The organism is Streptomyces coerulescens (assembly GCF_042657965.1).
Taxonomy (GTDB): Bacteria; Actinomycetota; Actinomycetes; order Streptomycetales; family Streptomycetaceae; genus Streptomyces; species Streptomyces coerulescens.
This window is the reverse complement of sequence record NZ_JBHSKM010000040.1, coordinates 36,827-63,533: the sequence shown is the minus strand read 5'-3', so window position 1 is coordinate 63,533 and position 26,707 is coordinate 36,827. Positions and strand designations below refer to the sequence as shown.

General features: G+C 69.5%; 24 protein-coding genes. 16 read left to right on the top strand and 8 right to left on the bottom strand.

The window, feature by feature from the left end:
- Positions 1-90: 90 nt before the first annotated feature.
- The 5 genes from metG (ACFPQ9_RS35855) (at position 91) to ACFPQ9_RS35835 (ending at position 5,215) form a co-directional block, all read left to right on the top strand.
- Positions 91-1,827, top strand: coding sequence for a methionine--tRNA ligase (metG, locus tag ACFPQ9_RS35855; protein WP_380862789.1), 1,737 nt, complete (start codon positions 91-93; stop codon positions 1,825-1,827).
- Positions 1,828-1,868: 41 nt separating this feature from the next.
- Complete coding sequence (gene metG / locus ACFPQ9_RS35850; RefSeq protein ID WP_380862787.1) at positions 1,869-3,428, top strand: methionine--tRNA ligase; 1,560 nt, start codon at positions 1,869-1,871, stop codon at positions 3,426-3,428.
- 117 nt (positions 3,429-3,545) lie between these two features.
- On the top strand, positions 3,546-4,022 hold the full coding sequence (locus tag ACFPQ9_RS35845; protein WP_380862785.1) for a hypothetical protein: 477 nt from the start codon (positions 3,546-3,548) through the stop codon (positions 4,020-4,022).
- An 85-nt stretch (positions 4,023-4,107) separates the two neighbouring features.
- The gene (locus tag ACFPQ9_RS35840) at positions 4,108-4,473 is read left to right on the top strand and encodes a PH domain-containing protein (RefSeq protein WP_030950219.1); all 366 of its coding nucleotides are present in this window, start codon (positions 4,108-4,110) and stop codon (positions 4,471-4,473) included.
- Positions 4,474-4,534: 61 nt separating this feature from the next.
- The gene (locus ACFPQ9_RS35835) at positions 4,535-5,215 is read left to right on the top strand and encodes a nucleotidyl transferase AbiEii/AbiGii toxin family protein (RefSeq protein ID WP_380862783.1); all 681 of its coding nucleotides are present in this window, start codon (positions 4,535-4,537) and stop codon (positions 5,213-5,215) included.
- Between the two features lie 58 nt (positions 5,216-5,273).
- On the opposite strand, the gene ACFPQ9_RS35830 is transcribed toward ACFPQ9_RS35835, so the two are convergent.
- Together ACFPQ9_RS35830 and aspS are read right to left on the bottom strand one after the other, a co-directional pair.
- Positions 5,274-6,233, bottom strand: a complete 960-nt coding sequence (locus ACFPQ9_RS35830; protein WP_380862781.1) for an intradiol ring-cleavage dioxygenase — start codon at positions 6,231-6,233, stop codon at positions 5,274-5,276.
- Between the two features lie 129 nt (positions 6,234-6,362).
- Positions 6,363-8,126: an aspartate--tRNA ligase gene (aspS, locus tag ACFPQ9_RS35825; protein WP_380862779.1), complete on the bottom strand. Its 1,764-nt coding sequence runs from the start codon at positions 8,124-8,126 to the stop codon at positions 6,363-6,365.
- A gap of 199 nt (positions 8,127-8,325) precedes the next feature.
- Here aspS and ACFPQ9_RS35820 point away from each other — a divergent pair, with 199 nt between their 5' ends.
- Positions 8,326-10,539, top strand: a complete 2,214-nt coding sequence (locus ACFPQ9_RS35820; protein ID WP_380862777.1) for an ATP-binding SpoIIE family protein phosphatase — start codon at positions 8,326-8,328, stop codon at positions 10,537-10,539.
- Here ACFPQ9_RS35820 and ACFPQ9_RS35815 read toward each other — a convergent pair.
- From ACFPQ9_RS35815 to ACFPQ9_RS35800, 4 genes are all read right to left on the bottom strand, one after another.
- A complete protein-coding gene (locus ACFPQ9_RS35815; protein ID WP_380862775.1) occupies positions 10,449-11,567 on the bottom strand; it encodes an AI-2E family transporter in 1,119 nt (372 codons plus the stop codon). The two genes, ACFPQ9_RS35820 and ACFPQ9_RS35815, sit on opposite strands and share 91 nt — an antisense overlap.
- An 86-nt stretch (positions 11,568-11,653) precedes the next feature.
- A complete protein-coding gene (locus tag ACFPQ9_RS35810) occupies positions 11,654-11,944 on the bottom strand; it encodes a hypothetical protein (protein WP_380862773.1) in 291 nt (96 codons plus the stop codon).
- A 124-nt stretch (positions 11,945-12,068) separates the two neighbouring features.
- The gene (locus ACFPQ9_RS35805; protein WP_380862771.1) at positions 12,069-13,046 is read right to left on the bottom strand and encodes a pirin family protein; all 978 of its coding nucleotides are present in this window, start codon (positions 13,044-13,046) and stop codon (positions 12,069-12,071) included.
- Positions 13,047-13,236: 190 nt separating this feature from the next.
- On the bottom strand, positions 13,237-14,736 hold the full coding sequence (locus ACFPQ9_RS35800; protein ID WP_380862769.1) for an MFS transporter: 1,500 nt from the start codon (positions 14,734-14,736) through the stop codon (positions 13,237-13,239).
- A gap of 132 nt (positions 14,737-14,868) precedes the next feature.
- On the opposite strand from ACFPQ9_RS35800, the gene ACFPQ9_RS35795 reads away from it, so the two are divergent.
- Positions 14,869-15,612: a TetR/AcrR family transcriptional regulator gene (locus tag ACFPQ9_RS35795; RefSeq protein WP_380862767.1), complete on the top strand. Its 744-nt coding sequence runs from the start codon at positions 14,869-14,871 to the stop codon at positions 15,610-15,612.
- Between the two features lie 100 nt (positions 15,613-15,712).
- On the opposite strand, the gene ACFPQ9_RS35790 is transcribed toward ACFPQ9_RS35795, so the two are convergent.
- Complete coding sequence (locus ACFPQ9_RS35790; RefSeq protein WP_107904901.1) at positions 15,713-16,186, bottom strand: SseB family protein; 474 nt, start codon at positions 16,184-16,186, stop codon at positions 15,713-15,715.
- Between the two features lie 178 nt (positions 16,187-16,364).
- Here ACFPQ9_RS35790 and ACFPQ9_RS35785 point away from each other — a divergent pair, with 178 nt between their 5' ends.
- The 7 genes from ACFPQ9_RS35785 to ACFPQ9_RS35755 all read left to right on the top strand — a co-directional run bounded on the left by ACFPQ9_RS35785 (position 16,365) and on the right by ACFPQ9_RS35755 (position 24,742).
- Positions 16,365-17,198: a dioxygenase family protein gene (locus tag ACFPQ9_RS35785; protein WP_380862765.1), complete on the top strand. Its 834-nt coding sequence runs from the start codon at positions 16,365-16,367 to the stop codon at positions 17,196-17,198.
- 128 nt (positions 17,199-17,326) lie between these two features.
- Complete coding sequence (locus tag ACFPQ9_RS35780; protein WP_380862935.1) at positions 17,327-19,153, top strand: acyl-CoA dehydrogenase; 1,827 nt, start codon at positions 17,327-17,329, stop codon at positions 19,151-19,153.
- Positions 19,154-19,287: 134 nt separating this feature from the next.
- The gene (locus tag ACFPQ9_RS35775; RefSeq protein WP_380862763.1) at positions 19,288-20,583 is read left to right on the top strand and encodes a M18 family aminopeptidase; all 1,296 of its coding nucleotides are present in this window, start codon (positions 19,288-19,290) and stop codon (positions 20,581-20,583) included.
- Between the two features lie 59 nt (positions 20,584-20,642).
- A complete protein-coding gene (locus ACFPQ9_RS35770) occupies positions 20,643-20,897 on the top strand; it encodes a DUF6458 family protein (RefSeq protein ID WP_380862762.1) in 255 nt (84 codons plus the stop codon).
- Positions 20,898-20,952: 55 nt separating this feature from the next.
- Positions 20,953-21,291 (top strand): hypothetical protein, encoded by a 339-nt coding sequence (locus tag ACFPQ9_RS35765; RefSeq protein WP_380862761.1) that lies wholly within the window; start codon positions 20,953-20,955, stop codon positions 21,289-21,291.
- A 214-nt stretch (positions 21,292-21,505) separates the two neighbouring features.
- Positions 21,506-22,237: a hypothetical protein gene (locus ACFPQ9_RS35760; protein ID WP_380862760.1), complete on the top strand. Its 732-nt coding sequence runs from the start codon at positions 21,506-21,508 to the stop codon at positions 22,235-22,237.
- Positions 22,238-22,387: 150 nt separating this feature from the next.
- Positions 22,388-24,742, top strand: coding sequence for a hypothetical protein (locus ACFPQ9_RS35755; protein WP_380862759.1), 2,355 nt, complete (start codon positions 22,388-22,390; stop codon positions 24,740-24,742).
- A 5-nt stretch (positions 24,743-24,747) separates the two neighbouring features.
- Here ACFPQ9_RS35755 and ACFPQ9_RS35750 read toward each other — a convergent pair whose 3' ends face one another.
- Positions 24,748-25,134: a cupin domain-containing protein gene (locus tag ACFPQ9_RS35750; protein ID WP_380862758.1), complete on the bottom strand. Its 387-nt coding sequence runs from the start codon at positions 25,132-25,134 to the stop codon at positions 24,748-24,750.
- 52 nt (positions 25,135-25,186) lie between these two features.
- On the opposite strand from ACFPQ9_RS35750, the gene ACFPQ9_RS35745 reads away from it, so the two are divergent.
- Together ACFPQ9_RS35745 and ACFPQ9_RS35740 are read left to right on the top strand one after the other, a co-directional pair.
- Positions 25,187-26,191: a helix-turn-helix domain-containing protein gene (locus ACFPQ9_RS35745; protein WP_380862756.1), complete on the top strand. Its 1,005-nt coding sequence runs from the start codon at positions 25,187-25,189 to the stop codon at positions 26,189-26,191.
- Positions 26,188-26,685, top strand: coding sequence for an LURP-one-related/scramblase family protein (locus tag ACFPQ9_RS35740; RefSeq protein WP_380862754.1), 498 nt, complete (start codon positions 26,188-26,190; stop codon positions 26,683-26,685). The genes ACFPQ9_RS35745 and ACFPQ9_RS35740 overlap by 4 nt, the downstream gene beginning before the upstream one ends.
- Positions 26,686-26,707: the final 22 nt, after the last annotated feature.

The following is a 26,707-nucleotide window of genomic DNA, read 5'->3' as shown; positions in this document are numbered from 1 at the left end:
CTCAAAACGGGAAGCGGGCGGCCCACCCATGTCGGCTACGATTTCAAGGTTCGCAAACACGCAAGAAGACCGACCTGGGAGCAGCCCCCGATGGCTCGACACCTCATCACCAGCGCCCTTCCGTACATCAACGGAATCAAGCACCTGGGCAACATGGTGGGGTCCATGCTCCCGGCGGACGTGTACTCCCGGTACCTCCGCCAGCGTGGCCACGACGTCCTGTACATCTGCGCCACCGACGAGCACGGCACCCCCGCCGAGCTGGCGGCGAAGGAGCAGGGCCTCCCCGTGGACGAATTCTGCGCACAGGCGCACGACGCCCAGAAGGCGGTCTACGACGGCTTCGCGCTGGCCTTCGACTACTTCGGCCGCAGCTCCAGCCCGCAGAACGTCGAGATCACCCAGCACTTCGCTCGCAAGCTGCACGAGAACGGCTTCATCGAAGAGCGCGCGATCCGCCAGGTCTACAGCCCTGCCGACGGCCGCTTCCTCCCGGACCGCTATGTCGAGGGCACCTGCCCCCACTGCGGCTACGACAAGGCCCGCGGCGACCAGTGCGAGAACTGCACCCGCGTACTCGACCCCACCGACCTGATCAACCCGCGCTCCGCGATCTCCGGCTCCACGGACCTGGAGGTCCGCGAGACCAAGCACCTCTTCCTGCTGCAGTCCAAGCTGCAGAACGAGGTCCAGGAGTGGGTCGCCCGCCACGACGGCGTCTGGCCGCACCTGGCGTCCTCCATCGCCCACAAGTGGCTGACCGAGGGCCTGCACGACCGCGCGATCACCCGTGACCTGGACTGGGGCGTGCCCGTCCCGGCGGACACCTGGCCGGAGCTGGCGGCCGAGGGCAAGGTCTTCTACGTCTGGTTCGACGCCCCGATCGAGTACATCGGCGCGACGAAGGAGTGGTCGGACGCGGCACCCGCCGGGGAGACCCGCGACTGGAAGTCCTGGTGGTACGAGGCCGACGACACCGTCCGCTACACGGAGTTCATGGCGAAGGACAACGTCCCCTTCCACACCGTGATGTTCCCGGCCACCGAGCTCGGCATCCGCGAGCCGTGGAAGAAGGTCGACTTCGTCAAGGCCTTCAACTGGCTGACGTACTACGGCGGAAAGTTCTCCACGTCCCAGAAGCGCGGTGTCTTCACCGACCAGGCCCTGGAGATCCTGCCCGCGGACTACTGGCGCTACTTCCTGATCGCCAACGCCCCCGAGTCCGACGACTCGTCCTTCACCTGGGAGCACTTCACGGCCACGGTGAACAAGGACCTGGCCGACACCCTCGGCAACTTCGTCAACCGCGTCCTGTCCTTCTCCAAGAAGCGCTTCGGCGAGGAGGTCCCGGCGGGCGGCGAGCCCGGTGAGGCCGAGGCCAAGCTCGGCGAGCAGATCGCCGAACTCCTCGCCGAGTACGAGTCGCAGATGGAGGCCCTCCAGTTCCGCAAGGCGGCCGCCGCCCTGCGCGCCCTGTGGTCGGCCGGCAACTCCTACCTGGAGGAGAAGGCCCCCTGGCTGGAGATCAAGACCGACAAGGACGGCGCGGCCCTCACCCTGCGCACGGCGATGAACCTGATCCACCTCTACGCGGTGGTCTCGGAGCCCTTCATCCCGGCGTCCTCGGCCGCCATGCGCCAGGCGTTCGCCCTGGCCGACACTGCGTCTGATCAAGAGCGTGCGACCTGGGTGACCCAGGAGGAGGCCAAGTCCCTCACGGCCGTCCCGGTCGGCACCCCCTTCACCGTCCCGCCGGTCCTGTTCGCCAAGCTCACGGACGAGGACCTTCAGGCGTACAAGGAGCGCTTCGGCGGCGAGACCGCGTAAAAGCAGGTGAGGGCCGTCGTCCGCGTGTGATGCAGTGAGTCATGCCGTACTACGTCACGACCCCCATCTACTACGTCAACGACGCCCCGCACCTGGGCCACGCCTACACGACGGTGGCGGCCGACGTCCTCGCCCGCTGGCACCGCGCGCGGGGCGAGGACGTGTGGTTCCTCACGGGGACCGACGAGCACGGCCAGAAGATCCTGCGGGCGGCCGAGGCGAACGGCGTGCCGCCGCAGGTCTGGGCCGACCGGCTGGCCGAGGAGTCCTGGAAGCCCCTCTGGCGGCACCTGGAGATCTCCCACGACGACTTCCTCCGTACGACGCAGAAGCGGCATACGGACCGGGTGCGGGAGTTCTACCAGGATCTCTACGACAACGGCCGGATCCGCAAGGGCGTCTATGAGGGTCCGTACTGCGTCGCCTGCGAGGAGTACAAGCTCCCCGGCGAACTGATCGAGGCGGACGACGGCACTCTTCTCTGTGCGATCCACAAACGCCCGGTGGAACTCCTCAAAGAGGAGAACTACTTCTTCAGGCTCAGCGAGTACGGTGAGCGCCTCCTCGCCCACTACGAGGCCAACCCCGACTTCATCCAGCCGGAGTCGGCCCGCAACGAGGTGATGAACTTCGTCCGGGGCGGCCTCCAGGACCTCTCCATCTCCCGCTCGTCGTTCGACTGGGGGGTCAAGGTCCCCTGGGACGACGGCCACGTCTTCTATGTCTGGGCGGACGCCCTCCTCAACTACGCCACGGCCGTCGGCTACAACGAGAACCCGGAGAAGTTCGGGTCGACCTTCCCCGCCGACGTCCACCTCGTCGGCAAGGACATCCTCCGCTTCCACGCCGTCATCTGGCCGGCCATGCTGATGGCGAACGGCCTGCCGCTGCCCGGCCGGATCGCCGCCAACGGCTGGCTGCTGGTCGGCGGCGAGAAGATGAGCAAGTCCAACCTGACCGGCATCGAGCCGCGGGCCCTGACCGCTCACTTCGGCGTGGACGCCTACCGCTGGTACTTCCTGCGCGCGATCGCCTTCGGCCAGGACGGCTCGTTCTCCTGGGAGGACTTCTCCGCCCGCTACACCAGCGAGCTGGCCAACGACTACGGCAATCTCGCCTCCCGCGTCACCGCGATGGTCGGCAGGTACTTCGGCGGCGAGCTGCCCGCGTCCACGGCCGACGGCGCGGCCGAGCGGGCGATCCGGGAGGTGCTGGCGAAGGCCGTCGCGGAAGCCGACCGCCGGATCGGTGAGGAACTGGACTTCCAGGGCGGCATCCTGGCCGTCTTCGACTTCGTGAAGCAGGTCAACGGCTACCTCACCGAGCAGCAGCCGTGGAAGGTCGCCAAGGACAGCTCCGAGCAAGCCCGGGCCCGGCTCGCCACGATCCTCTACACGGCCGCGGAGTCCCTGCGTGCCGTGGCGGTGCTGCTGGCCCCGGTGATGCCGGAGACCTCCGGCAAGCTCTGGGACTCCCTGGGCGCCGAGGCGTCCCTCGGGGCTCTGGAGGACCAGCGGATCCAGGAGGCCGGCGAGTGGGGCAGGCTCCCGGCGGGCGCCGCGGTCACGAAGGGTGCTGTTCTCTTCCCACGGCTCTCGTGAATTTCTTGACCGATCCGTGGCCAACTCGGGGACATCACGCGGATGTTGTCCATCCGGTTGGCATCGATCCCACCCCGGGGGCACCATGTCCCCCCGCACGACCGTATGGTTTCCGCCATGGCAGTCCCTGAGGTCATCCCGATCGCGTACGAGCCGCACGGCCGTACTGAGGCGATCGGCTTTTACGAGGACGGGCAGTTCATGGGGTCGGTGACCTACGCCTTCCCCAAGGGCTTCGAACTCGACACCGGCTGGGAAGAGCACAAACGCCTCTACGCGGTCCTGCACACCTTCGATCCCGAGGGCAGGTACCGCGATTCGGAGATCTGGTGTGCCGGCACCTGGGCCGAGCAGCAGCGTGCCCCGCAGGGCCCCGATTCGCCGCTGGCCCGTGCCCGCGCCCATCTCGCGACCCTGCTGCGCAGCCTGCCCAGGAGGACGTACACGGACATCGCGATACGTCCCTTCCAGCTCACCGTCGAGGGCGTGCTGTTCGGCCTGGTCGCCGACGAGGACGACGAGGAGGCGTGGGCCGAGCTCCATCCCGACAACCTGGGCTTCGGCGCGCCCTGGGACGGTTCGTACGACACCTGATCGTTTAGCCCTCTATGCCTGGACCCCTCCGAGGCGCTATACATTGCGAAGATCATGTAGAGCCATCACGTGGGGGGATCCATTCATGGCGCTCTTCGGTAACGCGCACACCATCGACTCCGGCCAGGCGCAGCAGGACTTCGCCCGGCTGCTGGGTCACGGTGAGCAGGTGCACGCCGCCTACCTGCTGATACGCGACACCATCCTGTTCACCGACCGCCGTCTGATCCTGGTCGACAAGCAGGGCATCACCGGCAAGAAGGTGGAGTACCACTCCATCCCGTACCGCAGCATCACGCACTTCGCCGTCGAGACCGCCGGCACCTTCGACCTGGACGCCGAGCTGAAGATCTGGGTCTCGGGGACGCCGACGCCGATCGAGAAGACGTTCACCAAGGGCGTCGACATCTACGAGGTGCAGGCGATCCTTACGCAGTTCGTGGCGAAGTAGCCCGTGCGTCCGGCCCCGCCGAGGTCAGCCGTCTCGGCGGGGCCGCCATAATCGGCCCACGATGATCCCGCTCCGCCACCACCTGATGGCCGACGTCCTTGCGATCGGCGCCCCTTACCCGCTCGTGCTGGCCGGCGGGTACGCGGTCCGGGCCCATGGCCTGATGCCGGAGGCCTCCGTGGAAGGGCCGCTGGAGGTGGCCACCGAGAGCCCCGAGCCGATGGAGGGGGTCGCGGCGGCCGTCCGCACGGGACTGACGGAGCGCGGCTGGCTGGTGCGCCCCCTGGAGGTCGACCCGCTCTCCGCCCGACTCCTGGTCACCGGTGTGGCAGGTGCGCGGGAACACCCGGTCGACCTGCTGAAGGAAACACTCTGGCAGCGGCCCGTGACGACCGACCTGGGCCCGGCCCTCTCCCTGGAGGACCTCATCGGCACCGAGGTCCGCGCCCTGGCCGACCGGGGCACCGCCCGCGACCTGACCGACGTCTATGCCGCCGCGGCCCACTGGAGCTTCCCCGACCTGGAGGAGCAGGGCCGCCGCCACGCCTGGGACGAGTTCGACCCGGCCGACCTCCAGTCCCGTCTGGAGGCGACGGAGATGCTGGACGACCGGGAGTTCACCGCCCGGGGCCTGGACCCGGAGGCGGTGCCGGAGCTGCGCCGCTGGGTGCGGGCGTGGGCGGACGACATCGCGGAGCGGCTGCTGGAGCAGGAGGCGCTGGCGCCGCCCACGGAGGAGTGACGCCGCCCGGAGGAGCAACCGACGTCGCCTCCCGCCCCCACAGGTCTTCAGGTCCGCGTCAGCTCGCGGACGCCGACGCTCCGGGCTGGACCGCGTCATCCGTGCCGTCGTGCGTGGCCTCGGGGTCGACGCCCATCGTGATCGTGGCGACGACGCCCTTGGCGATGTCGTTCTTGCGGTACTTCAGCTTCAGCAGACCGCCCTCGGTCCCGTTGTCCGGGTAGATGGTGTCCTCGTCGAGTGTGGTGCGGGTGGTGGTGTTGGTGGAGTACGGCGCCACCTCCGCGGAGGCCAGCACGCTCTCCTCGTCGAAGAAGAACTGACCGGTGTGGCAGGTGTTGCCGCCCTCGTACCCGCCGTCCGTCCAGGTGCCGCTCACATGGACCTTGGTGTGGATGTGGACGCAACGGCCCTGGTACCAGCCGGGGAAGACCGTCTTGAACTCCACCGTGCCGTTGCGGTCCGTCCGCCAGGTGCCGCGCAGATAGCGCTCGTCGTCCGTCGGCTCCTGGTGGACGCCGCCTCCGCCGCCGGGCCCGCCCGAGGGCTCACCGGACGGGGGCTCGCCCGTCGGCTCACCGGACGGCGGGGTGCCGCCCCCGCCGCCACCGCCGCTGCCCATGTCCTCGTAGCCCGAGTACACGCCCAGCGCGTTGCAGTGCCAGATGTCGACCGCGGCGTTCCTGATGGGCTTGCACGTCTCGGCGTCGATCACCTTGAGACGGAGGGTGAGCGGGATGCCCTCCTGGTCCTCGGTGATGTCCTTGCGGAGCTTGTCCGCGTCGATGTAGTACGGGCCCTCGGTGGTCTCGGAGGTCAGCTTGTAGCAGGCCTCTCCGGCGCTGCTGCTCGCCGAGGCCCTGGTGCTCTGCGCGCTCTTCTCGCCCGCGAAGGCGCCCGCGGCGAGGGTGCCGCCCACGCCCACCGCGGCGGCGGCTCCCGCACCGGCGACGACGACCTTGCGACGTGTGAGGTCCCGCTTGTGTTTCGGCCCTTCGGCCGTGTGGTTTCCCGTCATGTGCAGGGAAGTTAGGGACCGCGCCTGTCAGGAGGTTAGGTACGACCTGGGTGAGAGCCCTGCATGCGCCGCACAAAGAAAGGTGGCTCGGAACCGACGCCGGTTCCGAGCCACCTCACGACCTGCCGTCTACTTCGGCTGCGGCTTGCGCACCGAGAGGTGCAGCTCCCTGAGCCGGGCCTCCTCCAGCTCCGTCGGCGCGCCCATCATCAGGTCCTGGGCGTTGCCGTTGAGCGGGAAGGCGATGGTCTCGCGGATGTTGGGCTCGTCGGCGAGGAGCATGACGATACGGTCCACGCCGGGCGCGATACCGCCGTGCGGCGGGGCGCCGAAGCGGAAGGCGCGCAGCATGCCGGCGAACTTCTCCTCGACGGTCTCGCGGTCGTAGCCCGCGATCTCGAAGGCCTTCAGCATGATCTCGGGCTCGTGGTTCCGGATCGCGCCGGAGGACAGCTCGACGCCGTTGCAGACGATGTCGTACTGCCAGCCCAGGATGTCCAGCGGGTCCTGGGTCTGGAGTGCCTCAAGACCGCCCTGCGGCATGGAGAAGGGGTTGTGCGAGAAGTCGATCGTGCCGGTCTCCTCGTCCTTCTCGTACATCGGGAAGTCGACGATCCAGCAGAACCGGAAGACGCCCTCCTCGAAGTGCCCGGCACGCTTGGCGGCCTCGACGCGGACCGCGCCCATGATCTTGGAGACCTCGTCGAACTCGCCCGCGCCGAAGAACACGGCGTGCCCGGCGGCCAGCGACAGACGCTTGGTCAGCTCGGCGACGTTCTCCTCGGTGAGGAACTTGGCGATCGGGCCGGACAGCGAGCCGTCCTCGGCCACACGCACCCAGGCCAGGCCCTTGGCGCCCTGCGAGACCGCGAAGTCACCGAGCTGGTCGAAGAACTTCCGGGGCTGCGCGGAGACGTCCGGCACCGGCAGCGCACGCACATGCTTGCCGGCGAAGGCCTTGAACTCCGAGCCCTCGAAGATGTCGGTGATGTCGACGAGCTCCAGCTGGGCGCGCAGGTCCGGCTTGTCGGAGCCGTACTTCAGCATCGCCTCGCGGAACGGGATCCGCGGGAACGGCGAGGTGACGTGGCGGCCGCCGCCGAACTCCTCGAACAGCTCGGTCATCAGCTTCTCGACCGGCTGGAAGACGTCCTCCTGCTCGACGAAGCTCATCTCGATGTCGAGCTGGTAGAACTCGCCCGGCGAGCGGTCGGCGCGCGCGTCCTCGTCGCGGAAGCAGGGCGCGATCTGGAAGTAGCGGTCGAAGCCGGAGATCATCAGCAGCTGCTTGAACTGCTGCGGGGCCTGCGGCAGGGCGTAGAACTTGCCCGGGTTCAGACGGGAGGGGACGACGAAGTCACGGGCGCCCTCGGGGGAGGTCGCGGACAGGATCGGCGTCGCCATCTCGTTGAAGCCCAGCGCCGTCATCTTGTGACGGATCGCCGAGATGACCGACGTACGCAGCAGGATGTTCTTGTGCATGCGCTCGCGGCGCAGGTCCAGGAAGCGGTACTCCAGACGCCGCTCCTCGTTGACCCCGTCCTCGGTGTTGATCGTGAAGGGGAGCGGGGCGGCGGCGCCGAGCAGCTCGACCTCGCCGACCTCGACCTCGATCTCGCCGGTGGGCAGCTCGGAGTTGATGTTCTCCGCGCCTCGGGAGACGACCTTGCCGTCGATCCGGACCGTGGACTCCTTGGACAGCTTGTCCAGGGCCTCGTACGCGGGGGTGCCGGGACGGGCCACGAGCTGCGTGATGCCGTAGTGGTCGCGCAGATCGATGAAGAGGATGCCGCCCAGGTCGCGCCGATTGTGCAGCCAGCCACTCAGCCGGACGTCGGTGCCGACGTCAGAGGAGCGGAGCTCGCCGCAGGTGTGGGACCTGTACCGATGCATCGTCGTTCATCCAGTCTTCGCGGATCGGGGGCTTTGTTCCCGTGAATCAGGGGCTTTGTTTCACGTGAAACTCCCCCAAGCCTACCGGGCACCCCAAGATCGCCTCCCCACCATTTCCCCGTGGTCCCGGGGCCTGGGGACCGGATGCCCCGTACAGCTTCGGTGGCAGCGTGCGATCACCTCTTCTTAGAGTGGGGCAATGCGCACTGGTGAGCCCCTGCCCGCCGTGGGGGAGGTTCTGGCCGCCCTCGCGACCGGACTGTGGCACTGGAACACCGCCACGGGACTGGTCACGGTCGACGCGGAGGCGGCACGGTTGCTGGGCCTGCCCTCCGAACGGACCACGCTCAGCCAGGCCCAGGTGCGCGCCCGCCTGCACCCGGTGGACTGGAACGAGATCAGCGGGGTGATCCAGCTGGCCGTCGCCGAGGGCACGCTCGGCGAGGTGCGGGTGCGGATCATGGACGACCGGGGCCGGGTCGTCCGGGTCGGCCGCAGCCGCTTCCAGGCGTCCTACGACCACAAGAAGCGGTCGTACGAGGTCACCGGTTCCCTCCAGGAGGTCACCGAGCCGGTGCCGGGTACCTCCGCCGGGCGTACGGCGGTCACCGGCGACTGGCGGCGCTCGCGGGAGGCGTTCCTGCTGGACGCGGGCCGGGCGCTGGCCGAGGCGAGATCGACGGCCGAGGTGCTGCGGGTCGCGGCCGGTCTGTCGATGCCGGGCTTCTCTCCGGACGGGCTGGCGGTCTTCGGGGTGACGGGCGATCGCCTGACGATCATCGGGCACCACGGCCATCAGCCCGGGGACGAGGACCCCTTCACACATATGGCCCTGGACACGGACTATCCGGCCGCGGAGGTGGTCCGCACCGGCCGGGCCGTCTATCTCTCCTCGCCCGAGAAGTACAAGGACCGCTACCCGGTCACCTGGCCGCTCGCCGCGCACTTCGACCGGCAGTCCTGGGCGTTCCTGCCGCTGACCGTGGCCGGGCGCACGATGGGCGCCTGGATGGCGGCGTTCACCTATCCGGTCGCCTTCACCCCCGACGAGCGGTCCGTGCTGACGACGGTGGCCCGTATGCTCGCCCAGGCCCTCTCGCGCGCCGAGGCCGCCGAGTCCGCCCGTGAGCTGACGGACGGCCTCCAGCGCTCGATGCTGCCCAAGCTGGGCCCCGAGATACCGGGCATGGGCGTCGCCGCGCGCTATGTCCCGACCGGCGGGGGTCTCCAGGTCGGCGGCGACTGGTACGACATGATCCCGCTGCCCGGGGGCACCTCCCGTACGGAGTTCGGGGGAGGCCGCTTCGCCCTCGTCATCGGCGACGTCCAGGGCCATGACGTGCGGGCGGCGGGCCTGATGGGCCAGCTGCGGATCGCGTTGCGCGCCTACGCCTCCGAGGGCCACCGCCCCGATGCCGTCCTCTCCCGCGCCTCGCGCTTCCTGCACGGGATGACGTTCGGCGCCCTCGACGAGGACCCGTCCGACCTGCGCTTCGCGACCTGCCTGTATGTCGAGGTCGACCCCGCGTCCGGACTGCTGGACATCGCCCGCGCCGGGCATCCGGACCCGGCGATCCGGATGACCGACGGCACGGTGCTGGCGCGTCCGACGGCCGGCGGTCTGCCGCTGGGCATCGACCCGGACGCCGACTATCCGACGACCAGGATCACCCTGGAACCCGGCGAGACCATGCTGATCTGCACGGACGGGCTGATCGAGACCGGCGGCCACGACCTGGAGACCGGCTGGAAGCGCATCCGCACGATCCTGGAGGAGCACGACGGCGACCTGGAGGGGCTCGCCGACGCCCTGGTCCAGGCCGTGCACGGCCCGTCCTCCCACCACACCACCGGCCCGCTCGCCGATCGGCGCGAGGACGACATAGCGGTACTGCTGCTGCACCGGGAGGGGGACGGCTCCGGTGACCCCGCGACCCCGCGGCCGACGGTCCGGCGCACCGTGCTGTCGGTCGCGCAGGCCGAGCCGGAGCGGGTCGGGGTGGCCCGGCAGCAGTTGCGGGAGCTGCTGCACGACTGGGCCTCCGCGGATCAGGTCGACTCGGCGGTGCTGCTGCTGTCGGAGACGCTGACGAACGTCCTCGTGCACACCGACGCCGACGCGCTGCTGGTGGCGGAGGTGCGGGGCGAGCCGGGCGAGCGCCGGGTGCGCGTCGAGGTCACCGACACCAGCGACGACCTGCCGCACCGGCGCAGCCCCGGGGAACTGGCCTCGTCCGGGCGGGGCCTGATGCTGATCGAGCTGCTGGCCCAGGCATGGGGCGTCGACCCTCGTGGCGAGGGCAAGAGCATCTGGTTCGAGCTCTACGAGTCCGAGGGCTCCGACGGTTCCGGGGGCGGCTCGGGCCCGGTCGACGTCGAGGTCGTCGAGGTCGTCGAGGTCGAGCTGCCGTAGCGCTCTCTCAGTTCGTGTGCGACGCCGAACGCGGCGGCGGTGAGCGGTACGGCGAGCAGCATGCCGAGGATGCCGGCCACGGAGGCCCCCGCGGTGATCGTCACCATGACGACGGCCGGGTGCATCTGCACGGTCCGGCTCTGGATCGCGGGCGTCAGCACATGTCCCTCCAGCACCTGCACGGCGAGCACGATCCCCAGCACCCACAGCGCGATGACGAACCCCCGGTCCGCGAGGGCGACCAGCACCGCCACCGCCCCCGAGATGACCGCGCCCAGATAGGGGATGTAGGCGCCGACGAAGACGAGTGCGCCCAGCCCGACCGCGCCCGGCACATCGAGGACGATCAGCCCGATGGTGATGCAGAGCGCGTCGATGAAGGCGATGAAGGTGGTTCCCCGCATGAACCCCTCCACGCCCTGGAACGCCCGCCGGGCCATGGCCTCCATGAGCTCCCCGCCGCTTCCCGGCACGAGGGACCGCAGAGCGCCGGCCGCCCGGTCGGAGTCCCGAAGGAAGAAGAAGACCAGCAGCAGGGCGAGCACGGCGATGGCGATGGTCTCGCCCACGACGCTCACCCCGCTGATCACCCCGGAGGCCGCCGTCCCGCCGAACTTGGTGAGCAACTCCCTGGCGTTGGCGGCGACGTCGTCCAGCGAGGTCCCGGCGGCCCCGAAGTGGTCGGCGAGATCCCGGCCCGCCTGTTTGAGCGACGCGACGATCTGGTCGCCGCTGTCCACGATCGCGGCGACGACGATGTACACGGCCCCGCCGACGACGGCGACCACGGCGACGCAGGTGAGTCCGGCGGCAACCGACCGGTTGACCCTGGCCTTCACCAGCCGCCGGTGCAGCGGCCCGAGCAGCGCCGTCCCCAGCAGCGCGAGCAGCACGGGCACCACGGCCGTACTGAACTCCACGGCCAGCCGGATCCCGACATAGACCACTCCGGCGACCAGCAGCACAACCACACACCAGGCGGCGAGACGGCGCACGGGGTCGGGGAGCGGCGGGGTGGGGGCCTGCACGGTTCCAGCCGATCACGCACTGGAGCGAACTGTCCTGTGCAGGCGGACCGGTCGGGTGACACGACGTCAGTTGATCGGCACCTCGGTCAGTAGAAGAGGTCGCTGATGTCGAAGTCCCAGTCGATGTCGACGTCGCCGCCGTCGACGTCCACGTCGATGTCGAGGTCTTCCAGGTCGGATGCCGTCACATGGTGACTGCGGGCGTAGTCGTCGAGTTCGTCGAGCACGTCGTCGACCAGCCGCCGGCCCAGCTGCCGTGCGGCGCCCTGCATGATCATGCGCCGCAGTTGGGACGCCAGCGAGGGCTCGTTCCGCTTGAGGTAGGTGTAGAGCTTTTTGACATCTTTTTCGATGTACTTGGCCACTTGATCCCCCATTTCCCTCAAGCGTGGAAAACGCCGGAGTGTCGGACAAGCGTAGCCCCAACTACCTTGCCCTGAAACCCACTTGCGACAACACCCCGCCCACGGGAAGTGGACGGGGTGTTGTCGTTTCCGGATGTCAGGACTGCGGGCCTTCACCGGTCATGCCGTGCACCGCCGGGATCGTGCCGAGTCGGCCCTTCTGGAAGTCCTCGAAGGCCTGCATGAGTTCGTCCTTGGTGTTCATGACGAACGGGCCGTAGTGGGCCATCGGCTCCCGTATCGGCCGGCCGCCGAGGAGGACGACCTCCAGGTCCGGGGTGTGCGAGTCCTGCTGCTCGTCGGCGCGGACGGTCAGCGAGCCTCCCTCGCCGAAGACAGCCGTCTGGCCCAGATGGATCGGACGGCGCTCGGCACCCACGCTGCCGCGGCCCGCGAGCACGTACGCGAGGCCGTTGAAGTCCTCGCGCCACGGCAGGGTGATCTCCGCGCCCGGGGCGAGGGTCGCGTGGATCATCGTGATCGGGGTGTGCGTGATGCCGGGACCGGCGTGGCCGTCCAGCTCACCGGCGATCACGCGCAGCAGCGCGCCGCCGTCGGGCGTGGTCAGCAACTGGACGTTGCCGCCGCGGATGTCCTGGTAGCGCGGCGCCATCATCTTGTCCTCGGCCGGGAGGTTCACCCACAGCTGGAGGCCGTGGAAGAGACCGCCGGACATGACCAGCGACTCCGGCGGAGCCTCGATGTGCAGCAGGCCGGAGCCGGCCGTCATCCACTGGGTGTCGCCGTTGGTGATGGTGCCACCGCCGCCGTTGGAGTCCTGGTGGTCGAAGATCCCGTCGATGATGTAGGTGACGGTCTCGAAGCCGCGGTGCGGGTGCCAGGGGGTGCCCTTGGGCTCGCCCGGCGCGTACTCCACCTCGCCCATCTGGTCCATCATGATGAACGGGTCCAGGTGGCGGTAGTTGATCCCGGCGAACGCACGGCGCACCGGGAAGCCCTCGCCCTCGAAACCGCTCGGCGCGGTCGTGACGGCGAGCACGGGACGGGCCACCGCTTCCGCGGGCGCGGCGACGCGGGGCAGCGTCAGCGGGTTCTCGACGGTCACTGCAGGCATGTCGGTACCTCCTTGTGCGGCCAGTTTAGTTGAGCATTGAACTTCTTGCTACCCCTAACGGGACGAGCGCTGCAGCCATTCCCGCCGGGCACGCCGAAGGCCGACACCCGGTGCGGGCGCCGGCCTTCGTCACGAGGACCCGGTGCTTCGGCGGCGGCTCAGTGTGTCAGGAAGAGCCGGTCCGAGGGGGTCAGACGGCCGGTTCGGGCTGCTCCTCGGGGGCGCCGGCCCCCTGCTGCGGCGCGCTCCGGTCGTCGCGCATGACCAGGGTCGCCAGCAGCGCGGCGGCGAGAACACCGATCGCGCTGACCGTGAAGGTGGTGGACATCGAGGCGGTGAAGGCCTCACGGGCGGCGGCGATGATCCCGGCGTCGCCGCCGGCGACGGCACCGGCGATCGAGTGCTTCGCCCCCTCCGGCGCCCCCTCGGGCATCCGGTCCGCGAAGCCGCTGGAGAGCAGCGAGCCCAGGATCGCGATGCCGAGGGCGGTGCCGGCCTGCTGGATGGTGTCGTTCAGGGCCGAGCCGACGCCCGCCTTGTCCTCGGGGATCGTGCCCATCAGCGCACCGACCGCGGCCGGCATCGCCAGGCCCGCGCCGAGGCCGAGCAGACCGAGCGCCACCGCCGGGACGGTGAAGCCGGAGTCCGCCGAGACCGTGGTCAGCAGGGCGAAGCAGGCCACCATCACCAGCATCCCCGCGAGGATCACCCACCGGTTGCCGTACTTCGCGGCGAGCTTGACGCCGACGCCGTTGCCGACGAGGGCCGTGATCGCCAGCGGCAGGAAGGCGAGGCCCGCCTTGATGGGCGAGTAGCCGAGCACGAACTGCAGGTACTGGGTCAGGACCAGCAGCAGACCGCCGTTGCCGATCTGGACCAGCGCCAGGGACAGCGAGCCGCCGCTGAAGTTGCGGTGCTTGAACAGGACCAGCGGGACCATCGGGGACTTGGTGACGTTCTCCCAGATCACAAAGCCGGCCAGGGACACGAGGGCCACGGGCAGGGCCGCGGTCCACACCCCGTGCTGCGGGAGCTCGATGATCCACCAGACCAGGGCCGTCATCCCGACCGCCGACAGCACCGCGCCGAGCGGGTCCGGCTTCTGCCAGGGCGCCCTGGACTCCGGCATCAGCGTCAGACCGGCGACGACGGCGAGCGCGACGATCGGCACATTGATGAAGAAGATCGACTGCCAGGAGAAGTGCTCGATCAGGACGCCGCCCAGCACCGGGCTGCCGACCAGGCCCAGCATCGACACCGAGCTCCAGGCCGCCATCGCCCTGCCGCGCTCCTCCTCGTCGAAGACGGTGATGAGGATCGACAGGGTGGACGGCATGATCAGCGCCCCGCCGACACCCATCGCGATACGGACGGCGATCACCTCACCGGGGTTCGTGCACCAGGTCGCGGCCAGTGACGCCGCCCCGAAGAGCAGCAGCCCGATCAGCATCACCTTGCGGCGCCCGAACCGGTCGCCGAGGCTGCCGGAGGTGAGCAGCAGACCCGCGAACACCAGGATGTAGGAGTCCAGGATCCACTGGGTCTCCTGCGCGCTCGCCCCGAGCTCGCCGGTCATCACCGGCACCGCGACGGTCAGCGCCATGCTGTCGACGACCAGCACCAGCGTGCTCAGGCAGAGCACGATCAGGATCCACCAGCGGCGTGGATCACGCGTTCCCTTGACGTCCATGACGTTCCCCTCCGGTTCGTGAACACCGTTCCTGCGATGCGAACACTGTACGCATGGCGGAACAGTGTTCGCAACACCTCATTCCTGTACGCTCGATGCGAACGATGTACGCAGAGATGCGAAGGAGTGCCGATGGCCGCCAGGACGACGAAGCAGAGCTCCATCCCCTCCGTGTGGGCCCGCCCCCAGCGCGAGGCCGACCAGCCCACGCTCAGCCGCGCCATGATCGTGCGCGAGGCGATCGTCATGCTGGACGCGGAGGGCGTGGAGGCGCTGAGCATGCGCAAGCTCGCCACCAGGCTGAACGCGGGCGCGGCCTCCCTGTACCGGCACGTCGCGACCAAGGACGAGCTCATGGAGCTGGCCGTCGACGAGGTCGCCGCCGAGATCCACGTACCGCCCGCGCAGAGCGCCGACTGGCGCGCGGCGGCCGCCGAGGCGGCGGGAGCGTTCCGCGCCACGGCCCTACGGCACCCGTGGCTGTCGTCGGTGCTCGGGCAGGCGGGCCTCGCCTATCTCGGCCCGAATCTGATGGCGTTCTCCGAGCGGCTGGCGGCCCTGTTCACGACCGCCGGATTCACGAAGCCGTCCGGTCCGATCGACACCCTGCTGTCCTACGTGATCGGGATGAGCACCACGGAGGCCGCCTGGCTCACCACGGTCGCCCGCTCCGGCGAGACGGAGGCCGACTTCATCGCCCGGCTGATGCCCGCGGCCCAGCAGGCGGCCGCGGCCCACGAGCACCTCGCGGAGGGCTACGCGGAGGCCGTGACCGCCACGACGGACCCGGTGGCCCTGCGCGACGAGAAGTTCGCCTACGGCCTGGAGGTCGTCCTGGACGGCCTGGCGCTGCGTCTGGAAACACCGGCATCCTGAACGTACCCAGGGGCGCGGGGCCGTATCAATATGCGGCTCCGCCGCGTGGGCGCGACCAGCCACAACGGGCCCGCGGACGCCGAACGGACCTCGCGAAGCGCTACCCGTACATCCGGCGCATCGCGAACTCGACCATCTGCTCCACGGCCTTCGCGTCGAAGACCATCCGGTGCTCGCCCTCCATGTCGACGACGAAGCCGTAGCCGGTGGGCAGCAGGTCGATCACCTCGGAACCGGTGATGACGAAGTACTTGGACTCCTTGCCCGCGTACCTGCGCAGTTCCTTCAGCGAGGTGAACATCGGGATCACCGGCTGCTGGGTGTTGTGCAGGGCGAGGAAGCCCGGGTTGTCGCCGCGCGGGCAGTAGACCTTCGACGTCGCGAAGACCTGCTGGAAGTCCTCGGCGGACATCTGCCCGGTGGTGAAGGCCCGCACCGCGTCCGCGAGCGAGGGCGGGGACGGCTCGGGATAGAGCGGCGGCTGCTGGCCGTATCCGCCGACGCCACCGGCCATGGGCTGCTGCGGCGGGGCGTACTGCTGCTGTGCACCGACGTTCTGGTCGTAGCCGTACATGAGCGCAAGCGTACCGAGCGCGGCCGGGCTGCGGACCGGTACGGGGGCTGCGGCAAACCGACAGCGACTTGACAGCGACTCGACAGTCACCGCGCTGGTTTCGCGCCCCGAGCGCTCATAGCGTCGGCCGCAACGCGAGAAGTGCCGCGCACGGCACCGCACCGGCAAGGGGACAGCCATGCACCGACACGACGACGCCGAGATCCACGAGCACGACCGCGGGCTCGCGTACGACCTCCCGGTCCTCGCCCGCCGCCGCATGATCCGGCTGATGGCGGGGGCGGGCCTGATCCCGCTGGTGGGCTGCACGTCCGAGGACGAGACCTCGGCCGGCGCCTCCTCCAAGGGCTCCGGCGACTCCGCCTCCGCCTCATCCGCAGAGTGCCGGCCCATCCCGGACGAGACCGCGGGGCCCTTCCCCGGCGACGGCTCGAACGGCGTGAACGTCCTGAAGGAGAGCGGTGTCGTGCGCAGCGACATCACCGGCAGCTTCGGCGACTCCGCGGGCGGCACCGCCGAGGGCGTGCCCCTGACCGTCACGCTGACCGTCGTGGACGCCGCCTCCGGCTGCGGGACGCCGAAGAAGGGCGCCGCCGTCTACATCTGGCACTGCGACCGGGAGGGCGGCTACTCCCTGTACTCGGACGGCATCACCGAGGAGAACTACCTGCGCGGCGTGCAGGAGACCGACGACAAGGGCCGGGTCACCTTCAGGAGCGTCTTCCCGGGCTGCTACCAGGGCCGCTGGCCGCACATCCACTTCGAGGTGTACGGCAGCCTCGCGGACGCCACCGCGGCGACGGCCATCACGAACACCTCTCAGCTGGCCTTCCCGAAGGACGTCTGCGAGACGGTGTACGCCTCGGAGGGCTACGAGAGCAGCGTGGACAACCTGAGCGGCCTCTCCCTGGAGACCGACGGGATCTTCAGCGACGGCCACGACCGGCAGCTGGCCGCGATGGAGGGAAGTGTGGCGCGGGGATACACGGCGACACTGACGGTTCCGGTGTGACCTGTCACAGATTGCGGATCGGGGTTGCGTCTTATTACTGACGGGTAGCATCATCGTAGCTACTTGTTGGTAAGTGAACTGGCGCGAGGATCCAAGTGCCTCGCCGATCCCGCTACGGAGTCGTCACCATGGGGCACTACAAGTCGAACCTCCGCGACATCGAGTTCAACCTCTTCGAAGTCCTGGGCCGCGACAAGCTGTACGGCACGGGTCCCTTCGAGGAGATGGACGTCGAGACCGCCAAGAGCATCCTGGAGGAGCTGACCCGCCTCTCCGAGAACGAGCTGGCGGAGTCCTACGCGGACGCCGACCGCAACCCGCCGGTCTTCGACCCCGAGACGAACACCGCGCCGGTCCCGGCGTCCTTCAAGAAGAGCTACAAGGCCTTCATGGACTCCGAGTACTGGCGGCTCGGACTCCCGGAGGCCATCGGCGGCACCACCGCTCCGCCGTCCCTGATCTGGTCGTACGCGGAGCTGATCCTCGGCTCGAACCCGGCCGTGTGGATGTACTCCTCCGGCCCGGCGTTCGCCGGCATCCTCTACGACGAGGGCAACGACGTCCAGAAGAAGATCGCGCAGATCGCCGTCGAGCGGACCTGGGGCTCCACCATGGTGCTCACCGAGCCGGACGCCGGCTCGGACGTCGGCGCCAGCCGCACCAAGGCGGTCCAGCAGGAGGACGGCTCCTGGCACATCGAGGGCGTGAAGCGCTTCATCACCTCCGGTGAGCACGACATGGAGGAGAACATCCTTCACTACGTGCTCGCGCGGCCGGAAGGTGCCGGTCCGGGCACCAAGGGCCTGTCCCTGTTCCTGGTCCCGAAGTACCTCTTCGACTTCGAGACCGGCGAGCTGGGCGAGCGCAACGGCGTCTACGCCACCAACGTCGAGCACAAGATGGGCCTGAAGGCCTCCAACACCTGCGAGATGACCTTCGGCGACCGGCACCCCGCCAAGGGCTGGCTGATCGGTGACAAGCACGAGGGCATCCGCCAGATGTTCCGCATCATCGAGTTCGCCCGCATGATGGTCGGCACGAAGGCGATCTCCACGCTGTCGACGGGTTACCTGAACGCCCTCGAGTACGCCAAGGAGCGCGTCCAGGGCCCCGACCTCGCGAACTTCATGGACAAGACCGCGCCCAAGGTCACCGTCACCCACCACCCCGACGTGCGCCGCTCGCTGATGACGCAGAAGGCGTACGCGGAGGGCATGCGCGCCCTGGTGCTCTACACCGCCTCCATCCAGGACGCGATCGCCGTCAAGGAGGCCGCCGGTGAGGACGCCAAGGCCGAGCACGCGCTGAACGACCTGCTCCTGCCGATCGTGAAGGGCTACGGCTCCGAGAAGGGCTACGAGCAGCTCGCGCAGTCGCTCCAGACCTTCGGCGGCTCCGGGTTCCTCCAGGAGTACCCGATCGAGCAGTACATCCGCGACGCCAAGATCGACACCCTGTACGAGGGCACGACCGCGATCCAGGGCCAGGACTACTTCTTCCGGAAGATCGTCCGCAACCAGGGCGCGGCGCTGAACTCCCTCGCCGAGGACATCAAGAAGTTCCTGGCGCTGGGCGAGGGCGGCGAGGAGCTGGGTACGGCCCGCGAGCAGCTCGCCAAGGCGGCCGTGGAGCTGGAGGCGATCGTCGGCCTGATGCTGACCGACCTCGCGGCCACCGAGCAGGACGTCAAGAACATCTACAAGGTGGGCCTCAACACCACCCGGCTGCTGCTGGCCTCCGGTGACGTGGTCGTCGGCTACCTGCTGCTCAAGGGCGCGGCCGTGGCCGCCGAGAAGGTGGCGACCGCCTCCGCCAAGGACAAGGCGTTCTACCAGGGCAAGATCGCGGCGGCCAAGTTCTTCGCGGCCAACGTCCTGCCGGGCGTCACCGGTGCGCGCAAGATCGCCGAGGGCGTCGACCTGGACCTGATGGAGCTGGACGAAGCGGCCTTCTGACCGAACGGGAGGACGCCGGAACGGCTACCTCCACCGGGTCGTTCCAGTCACTCACGGACATTCCACATCGCCCTTACGAGGGCCCGCTCCCCTTCTCCGGGAGCGGGCCCTCGTACGTCGTTAAGGTGAACCCCATGAGCGAACCCCCCCGCTTCGACCGCGGCCACACCGACGACCTCATGTCCTTCCTGGCGGCGAGCCCCACGCCGTACCACGCCGTGGCGAACGCCGCCGAGCGGCTGGAGAAGGCCGGATTCCGGCAGGTCGCCGAGACGGACGCCTGGGACGGGACGAGCGGTGGCAAGTACGTGCTGCGCGGTGGCGCGATCGTGGCCTGGTACGTCCCCGAGGGAGCGGCGCCCCACACGCCGTTCCGGATCCTCGGCGCGCACACGGACTCGCCCAACCTGCGGGTGAAGCCGCTGCCCGACACCGGTGGGCACGGCTGGCGTCAGGTGGCCGTGGAGATCTACGGCGGACCGCTGCTCAACTCCTGGCTCGACCGCGACCTGGGCCTCGCGGGCCGGCTGACGCTGCGGGACGGCTCGACCCGGCTGGTGAACGTGGACCGTCCGCTGCTGCGCGTCCCCCAGCTCGCCATCCACCTGGACCGCTCGGTCTCGGCGGAGGGGCTCAAGCTCGACAAGCAGCGCCACCTCCAGCCCGTCTGGGGCCTCGGCGAGGTGCGCGACGGCGACCTGATCGCCTTCCTGGAGGAGAGCGCCGGGCTGGCGGCGGGCGAGGTCACGGGCTGGGACCTGATGGTCCACTCGATCGAGGCGCCCGCGTATCTGGGCCGGGACAAGGAGCTCGTCGCGGGTCCCCGCATGGACAACCTGCTGTCGGTGCACGCCGGTGCGGCGGCGCTGGCCGCGGTGGCCGGCTCCGGCGCCGACCTGCCGTGCATCCCGGTGCTGGCCGCCTTCGACCACGAGGAGAACGGCTCGCAGAGCGACACCGGTGCCGACGGGCCGCTGCTGGGCAGCGTCCTGGAGCGCTCGGTGTTCGCGCGCGGCGGGTCGTACGAGGACCGGGCGCGCGCCTTCGCGGGCACCGTCTGTCTGTCCTCCGACACGGGCCACGCGGTCCACCCCAACTACGCCGAGCGCCACGACCCGACGCACCACCCGCGCGTCAACGGCGGGCCGATCCTGAAGGTCAACGTCAACAACCGCTACGCGACCGACGGTTCGGGCCGGGCGGTGTGGGCGGCGGCCTGCGAGAAGGCGCAAGTCCCGTTCCAGTCCTTCGTCTCCAACAACTCGATGCCCTGCGGTACCACCATCGGCCCGATCACCGCGGCCCGGCACGGCATCAAGACCGTCGACATCGGCGTGGCGATCCTCTCGATGCACAGCGTGCGGGAGCTGTGCGGCGCGGACGACCCGTGGCTGCTGGCGAACTCGCTGGTGGCGTTCCTGGAGGGGTAGTTCGCAAGACGTGGGGTACTCGCCTCCGACCGGAACCACCGGACAGGGAGGCGACACACATGGGCCTCGGCGGGTGCATCATCCTCATCGCCGTGGGAGCCATCCTCACGTTCGCGACCGACTGGGAGATGGAAGGGGTCAATCTCGACCTCGTCGGAGTCATCCTGATGGTCGTGGGGCTGATCGGCACCACGACGTTCAGCAGCATCGCGCGGCGCAAGCGGGTGGTGGTGCCACCGACGACTCCGGTCGTCGAGGACGAGCCCCACCACCGCCATCGGCGAGACGGGTACAGCGACGGCTACGGCGTCTGAGGGGCCAGGTGATTTCCCCTACATCTCTCCAACTAACTCAGTAACGTACTGAGTTATGGACTTCACCGTTATCGCGCACGCCGTCGAGGTCGACCACGGAATCAAGCGGCTGTCGATGCGCTTCATCAAGAAGTACGCCGCACCGGAACGCCAGCGGTTGAGCGCGGAGTTGTGCGAGGAGATCACGAACGAGTTCGAGAAGCTCGGCCTCATCACGCTGCCAAGACGGCTGCCGACGTCGGAGAACGAGTTCGTGTTCGTCATCGAGAAGGACAGCCTCCTCGGGCAGACCGTGGCCGTCGCGACGGCCGTCGCCCTGCTCGACAAGCTGGGCCAGAGCCCGCTGCCGCAGCTTTTCGACAACTACCCCGAAGCGCGGGGCAACTTGATCTAGTTGCGAATATTCCTCTTGATTCGATCGCGACCAGGCCGGATCGAATGAGGCTTGATTCTGATCAAGTCAGACCCGATCGCGAAATTCCTTTCTTCGGACGAAGTCGCGGACGGTAACGTCGTGACTGCGTGACGCGAGGGGTTCCTGCAACGCGCGAGCACCGCCGTTGCCGCGGACGCTCCATCACATCTCTTGCTGTGCCATGGAGTACGCCATGAACACTTTCGCGAACCAGCCCCTTGCCCATGCCGCCGGCGGCGACACCCCACCGATATTTACTGGTGCGAATATTCGACCGGTCGCCGTCTATGCCGCCGCCCTCTCCGGGGACCGGAGCCTGACCATGGCCGGATGGCTGCGTATCGACTTCGACGCCTTCGAGTCCAAGGCGGTCACCGCCGCCTGGGCCGAGTTCCGCGAGCAGCTGTACGCGGACCCCACGCTGAACATCCGGCGTGGCGACACCCTTCGCGCCCGGAAACTCGCGGCCGGGCAGGGCAGGCCGCTCTCCCACTCGGCCAGGCGCGGACCCAACAGGGCCGAGCAGAGCAGATACCGGCAGGTCCTCCGGCGCGGACTGGCGACCGTCGCCGACCTGCCCGACACCACCGTCGGCACCGCCCATGGACCGCACACCACCGGCAGAGCGGCTGCCAGTGCCCTCATCGAGCGGCTGTCGGCCCGTCACACGGCGGACGGCACATCCGCGCTCGCGGTCATCCGGATGAACACCGCCGCCGTCTGGTACGACCTCGCCGCCGCCCCGGCGCCCGCGCCTCCCGAGAGCCTGCCCTGCGCCGCGGACGCCACGGACGGCCTTCTGGAGGCGGCGGAGTTCGTCGCGTACTGCGCGTATCAGCACCATGCGCGCCCGCACAACCGCCGTTTCCTGGCCGACTGGTTCGCGGAGCTGCACCCCGGCGCCGAAGGCCCCCTTCCGCTCTGACCTCAGGTCACCGGCCCGCCGAGCGGCCGGGTCCAAGGGCGGCCCCCCTCGCCGTGCCGCCCTCCGGCCGCTCCGCACTCCCCACCCGCTTCTTCGTCCCCTCGCCCCGCTCTGCCCTCTCCCGCCTCACTCGTCCCCCGGAGGACGTCCATGCCTTCCCAGGCCCCCCGCTCCTTCCCCGTGCAATGGGGCACCGAGTCCGTACTCGTGTCCAACGTCGATCCCGTTCTGCCCTCCACCTCCTCGGACGCCGACATCACCAAGGTGGTCGACGCGGGCGGCGCCAACCCCATGGCGCTGCTGCCGGAAGCCGCCTGGCAGGCCATCGCCCGTGCCACGACCGCCCCCGACGCGGTTGCCGTACAACTGCGTCCCACCAGCGAGGAACCCGCCGGACTGCTGATGGTGGAGAACGTCGACGGCGCGACGCTGCGCTCGGTTGTCACCCGGGTCCATCTGAGCGAGCTGCTGCCCGGTATCCAGCCCCGTACCGGAATGGAGGTGATGGAGATCCCCGACCCCCAGGTGCAGGGGGTCACCGACGAGGGCCGGCCCTGTGCGATCGTCCGCTACCGGTACCAGAGCCTCACGCACCTGAGGGACCATGTGTGGCAGACCATCCACGGCACGCTCTCGCTCAACAGCTACGCGCCCTCCGTCCTCTCCCGCAAGGTCACCCGCAACCTCATCACGCACCCGGCCGAGATCGCCTTCGAGGACGGCACCGAGTCCTTCCACGCCCTGATCGTCCGGGACGGCATCACCAGGCTCGCGAGCGCCTGGGCCGTGCTCGCCGGACCCGGTGCCGAGGCCGCGGAGGCAGCGACGCTCGCGGTGGACTCGCTGTTCGGCAGGACCGGGACCGTCCGAACCTCCGCCGGTGCCCTCCCGCTCGGGCTGCAGCTGGCCGCGGCCAGGGAGAAGTGGCGCCGGACGCTCGCGGAGGAGTTCGCCCAGGAGATCGGCGTCGAGGAACCGGGGCTGCGTGCGGCCCAGATCGCACAGACCTATGTCCTGCCGACCCAGACGGCCGTCGCCGCGGAAGGCCACCCGGGCCACCTCCTCGCCGCCGAGGACATCTTCGACGACGCCATCCGCTCCGTACTGGCCTCGGTCCACGTCGAGTTCAAGCAGTGGGACGCGGCCGCACAGAACGTCGAGGTCGCCACCCGCGCCCTCAAGCGCGTGATCCAGCTGGGAAGTTCGGAGGTCCGCAAGGACGACCTCCAGGTGGTGTACGGCGTGGCCGTGGGACGTATCCCGGTGGCCGAACTCCCCGACATGGTCCCGGGGGACACGCCCCCGCCCGGCACAGCGCTGTGGCGCAGCGTCTACCTCGTCTACTGGCTGACCAGACCGGAACTGTTGGACCACCTCAAGGACCAGGCCAAGGCCATCAAGGGGGGCAAACGCATGGGTCTCAAGGGGTTCGCCGAGCTCCTCGGTCCGTTGATCGACCTTCCGTGGCGTTCGCACAAGAAGCAGGTCACGACGCAGGCCCGCAACGCCTGGAACAACGGCGGCGTCCTCACCTCCGACGTCCTGCAGGAGTGGACCCCCTGCCCGACGGAGGACTTCACCGACCTCGTGACGCCTGCCATGGCGGGCGACATCGATGCCCGCTGCACCCTGGCCGTGGCCGGTGGTGTGGCACTGATCGCCGACAAGCTGCTCACCCGGAACGTCGGTTCGGCCCTGATGGCCGCCAAGGAAAAGGGGGGCGTCCCCTTCCGCGCCGACGTCAACCAGGTCATCGAGGACCTCTCGCAGCAGCACAACGAGCTGGGCCTGTGGACCCTCGCGCTGGCCGCGAACCGGTTCCGCAGCGACGCCCTCCCGGAGAACGCCGTGACCGCACGCCAGCTCATCCGCCAGGAGCGGACGGGGGACGTCCCGGGATCCCCCTACGTCCACTTCAAGGTCGACCTCGACAGCGACGACAGGATCGAGCGCGACGCGGACGGCGTGCCGGTGACGCTGCACCAGTGGGACGTCGTGTGGGCCTCCAGCCCTGAACGCGCACTCAAGGCCCACCCTCCGAAAGCACCCGTCGTCCCCATCCCCCACCAGACGTTCCCTACCGGGACGTCGACAGCGCTGCCGGACGACACGGAGGCCGCTGTGCAGAGCGAGGGTCCAGGAACCGGCCTCGGCGAAGCGGCGGGCGAGGCGGAGGCTGTCGAGCCGGCCCAGGACGGACCCGGATACCTGGCCGACCGGCAGGCCGCCGCGCCGGCACCCCGGCCACCCAGCCAGCTCGCCGCCGAACAGCGACAGGTGCTGCGCCACAGCGTGACGGCCGCCCGGGACGCCCTGGACCGGCTGCACCTGCTCGAACCCGAGGTGGGCGCCCACACTCCGATCGTCCCGCTTCCCGTCCTCGACGATCTCCACAAGGTGCTCATCGGTCTGCAGACGGACGTCGAGAACCTTCGACGGAAGATCACCCACGCCGAGGAGACCGGCCCGGACGACGAGGACGCCCCGGTGGAAGCCGGAGTCTGAGCGGGTCAGGCCAGCGCATGCCCCGTCGTGGCGTCCACATGGTCCGGGATCTCGTCGTGGTGGTCGCCGACGGTCAGGGTGCCGGTGGGTTCGAGGAGCAGGATGGCGGCGGGGGCAGGGGCGTACGGCTTGTGTTCGGTGCCTCGGGGGACCGTGAAGACCGAGCCCTTCGGGAGGACGACCGTGCGCTCACCCGCCGGTTCGCGCAGGGAGATGTGCAGTTCGCCGTCGAGGACCAGGAAGAACTCGTCGGTGTGGTCGTGGACGTGCCAGAGGTGTTCGCCGTCGACCTTGGCCACGCGGACGTCGTAGTCGTTGACGGTCGTGACGATGCGCGGGCTCCAGGTCTCGGTGAAGGAGGCGAGGGCCGCGTCGAGCGAGATGGGTTCCATGCGCTCATCGTGCGGGGTGGTCCCGGCGGCCCGCGAGTGCTAGGAATCGCATATGGCGCAAGGATCCTCTCAGGCGCCGGCGAGGCATCGGGTGGCCGTGATCGTCGACGAGGGCACCAACCCGTTCGAGGTCGGGGTCGCCACCGAGTTGTTCGGGCTGCCCCGGCCCGAGCTGGGGCTCGCCGGGGCACTGTACGACGTGACGCTGTGCGCGCCCACGCGCGAGGTGCGGATGAACCACGGCTTCTTCACGATGACCGGCCTGGCCGCGCTGGACGCGGTCGACGGCGCGGACACCCTCGTCGTGCCCGGCCGGCCGGACAACGTCGTCCCGCGCGGGGCCGCCGTGCTGGACGCGATCCGCCGCACGCACGCGCGTGGGGCGCGCGTGATGAGCCTGTGCACGGGAAGCTTCGCGCTCGCCGAGGCGGGGCTGCTGGAGGGACGCCGGGCCACCACGCACTGGCGTTGGGCCGACATCTTCCGGGCGCTGCATCCGGGGGTCCTGCTGGAACCGGACGTGCTGTTCGTCGACGACGGCGACATCCTGACCGCGGCGGGCAGCGCCGCCGCGCTCGACCTGTGCCTGCATGTCGTACGGCGGGACCATGGCGCCGAGGTCGCCAACGCGGTCTCCCGCAGGCTGGTGTTCGCCGCGCACCGGGACGGCGGCCAGAAGCAGTTCGTGGAGCGGCCGCTGCCGGATGTGCCCGACGAGTCGCTGGCCCCGCTGCTGGCGTGGGCGCAGGCACGGCTGGGGGAGCCGCTGACCGTGGCGGACCTGGCCGCGCGGGCGGCGGTGTCGCCGGCCACCCTGCACCGGCGCTTCCGCTCGCAGCTCGGGACGACACCGCTGGCGTGGCTGACGGGGGAGCGGGTGACGCTGGCGTGCCGGCTGATCGAGCGGGGCGAGGAGCGGCTGGACGTGGTGGCCGCCCGCAGCGGACTGGGCACCGCGGCCAACCTGCGCGTGCTCGTGCGGCGCGAGACCGGGCTCAGCCCGTCGGCCTACAGACGGCGTTTCGGGCCGGGCGGCGGGGAACCCCTGGTGTCATGAGATTCCTCGTACGCGACCGGCTCCTCGGCTTCGGTGACGACTACTGGATCGAGGACGACCGGGGCAACAAGGTGTTCCTCGTCGACGGCAAGGCGATGCGGCTGCGGGACACCTTCGAGCTGAAGGACACACAGGGAAACGTCGTCATCGACATCCACCAGAAGATGTTCGCCCTGCGCGACACGATGGTGATCGAGCGCGGCGGGGCGCCCCTGGCCACGATCCGCCGGAAACGGATGTCGCTGCTGCGCAACCACTACCGGGTGGCCCTTGCCGACGGCAGCACCGAACTCGACGTCAGCGGCAGGATCCTGGACCGCGAGTTCGCCGTCGAGTACGACGGGGAGCTGCTGGCCGTGATCTCCCGGCGCTACCTGCACATCCGTGACACCTACGGCGTGGACGTCGTCCGGGACGACGCCGATCCGGCGCTGCTGATCGCGGTCGCGGTGTGTGTGATCCACCTGGCGGAGAAGGAGCGGAAGGACGACTGAGGCCGGCCCGCGCGTGCGGTGC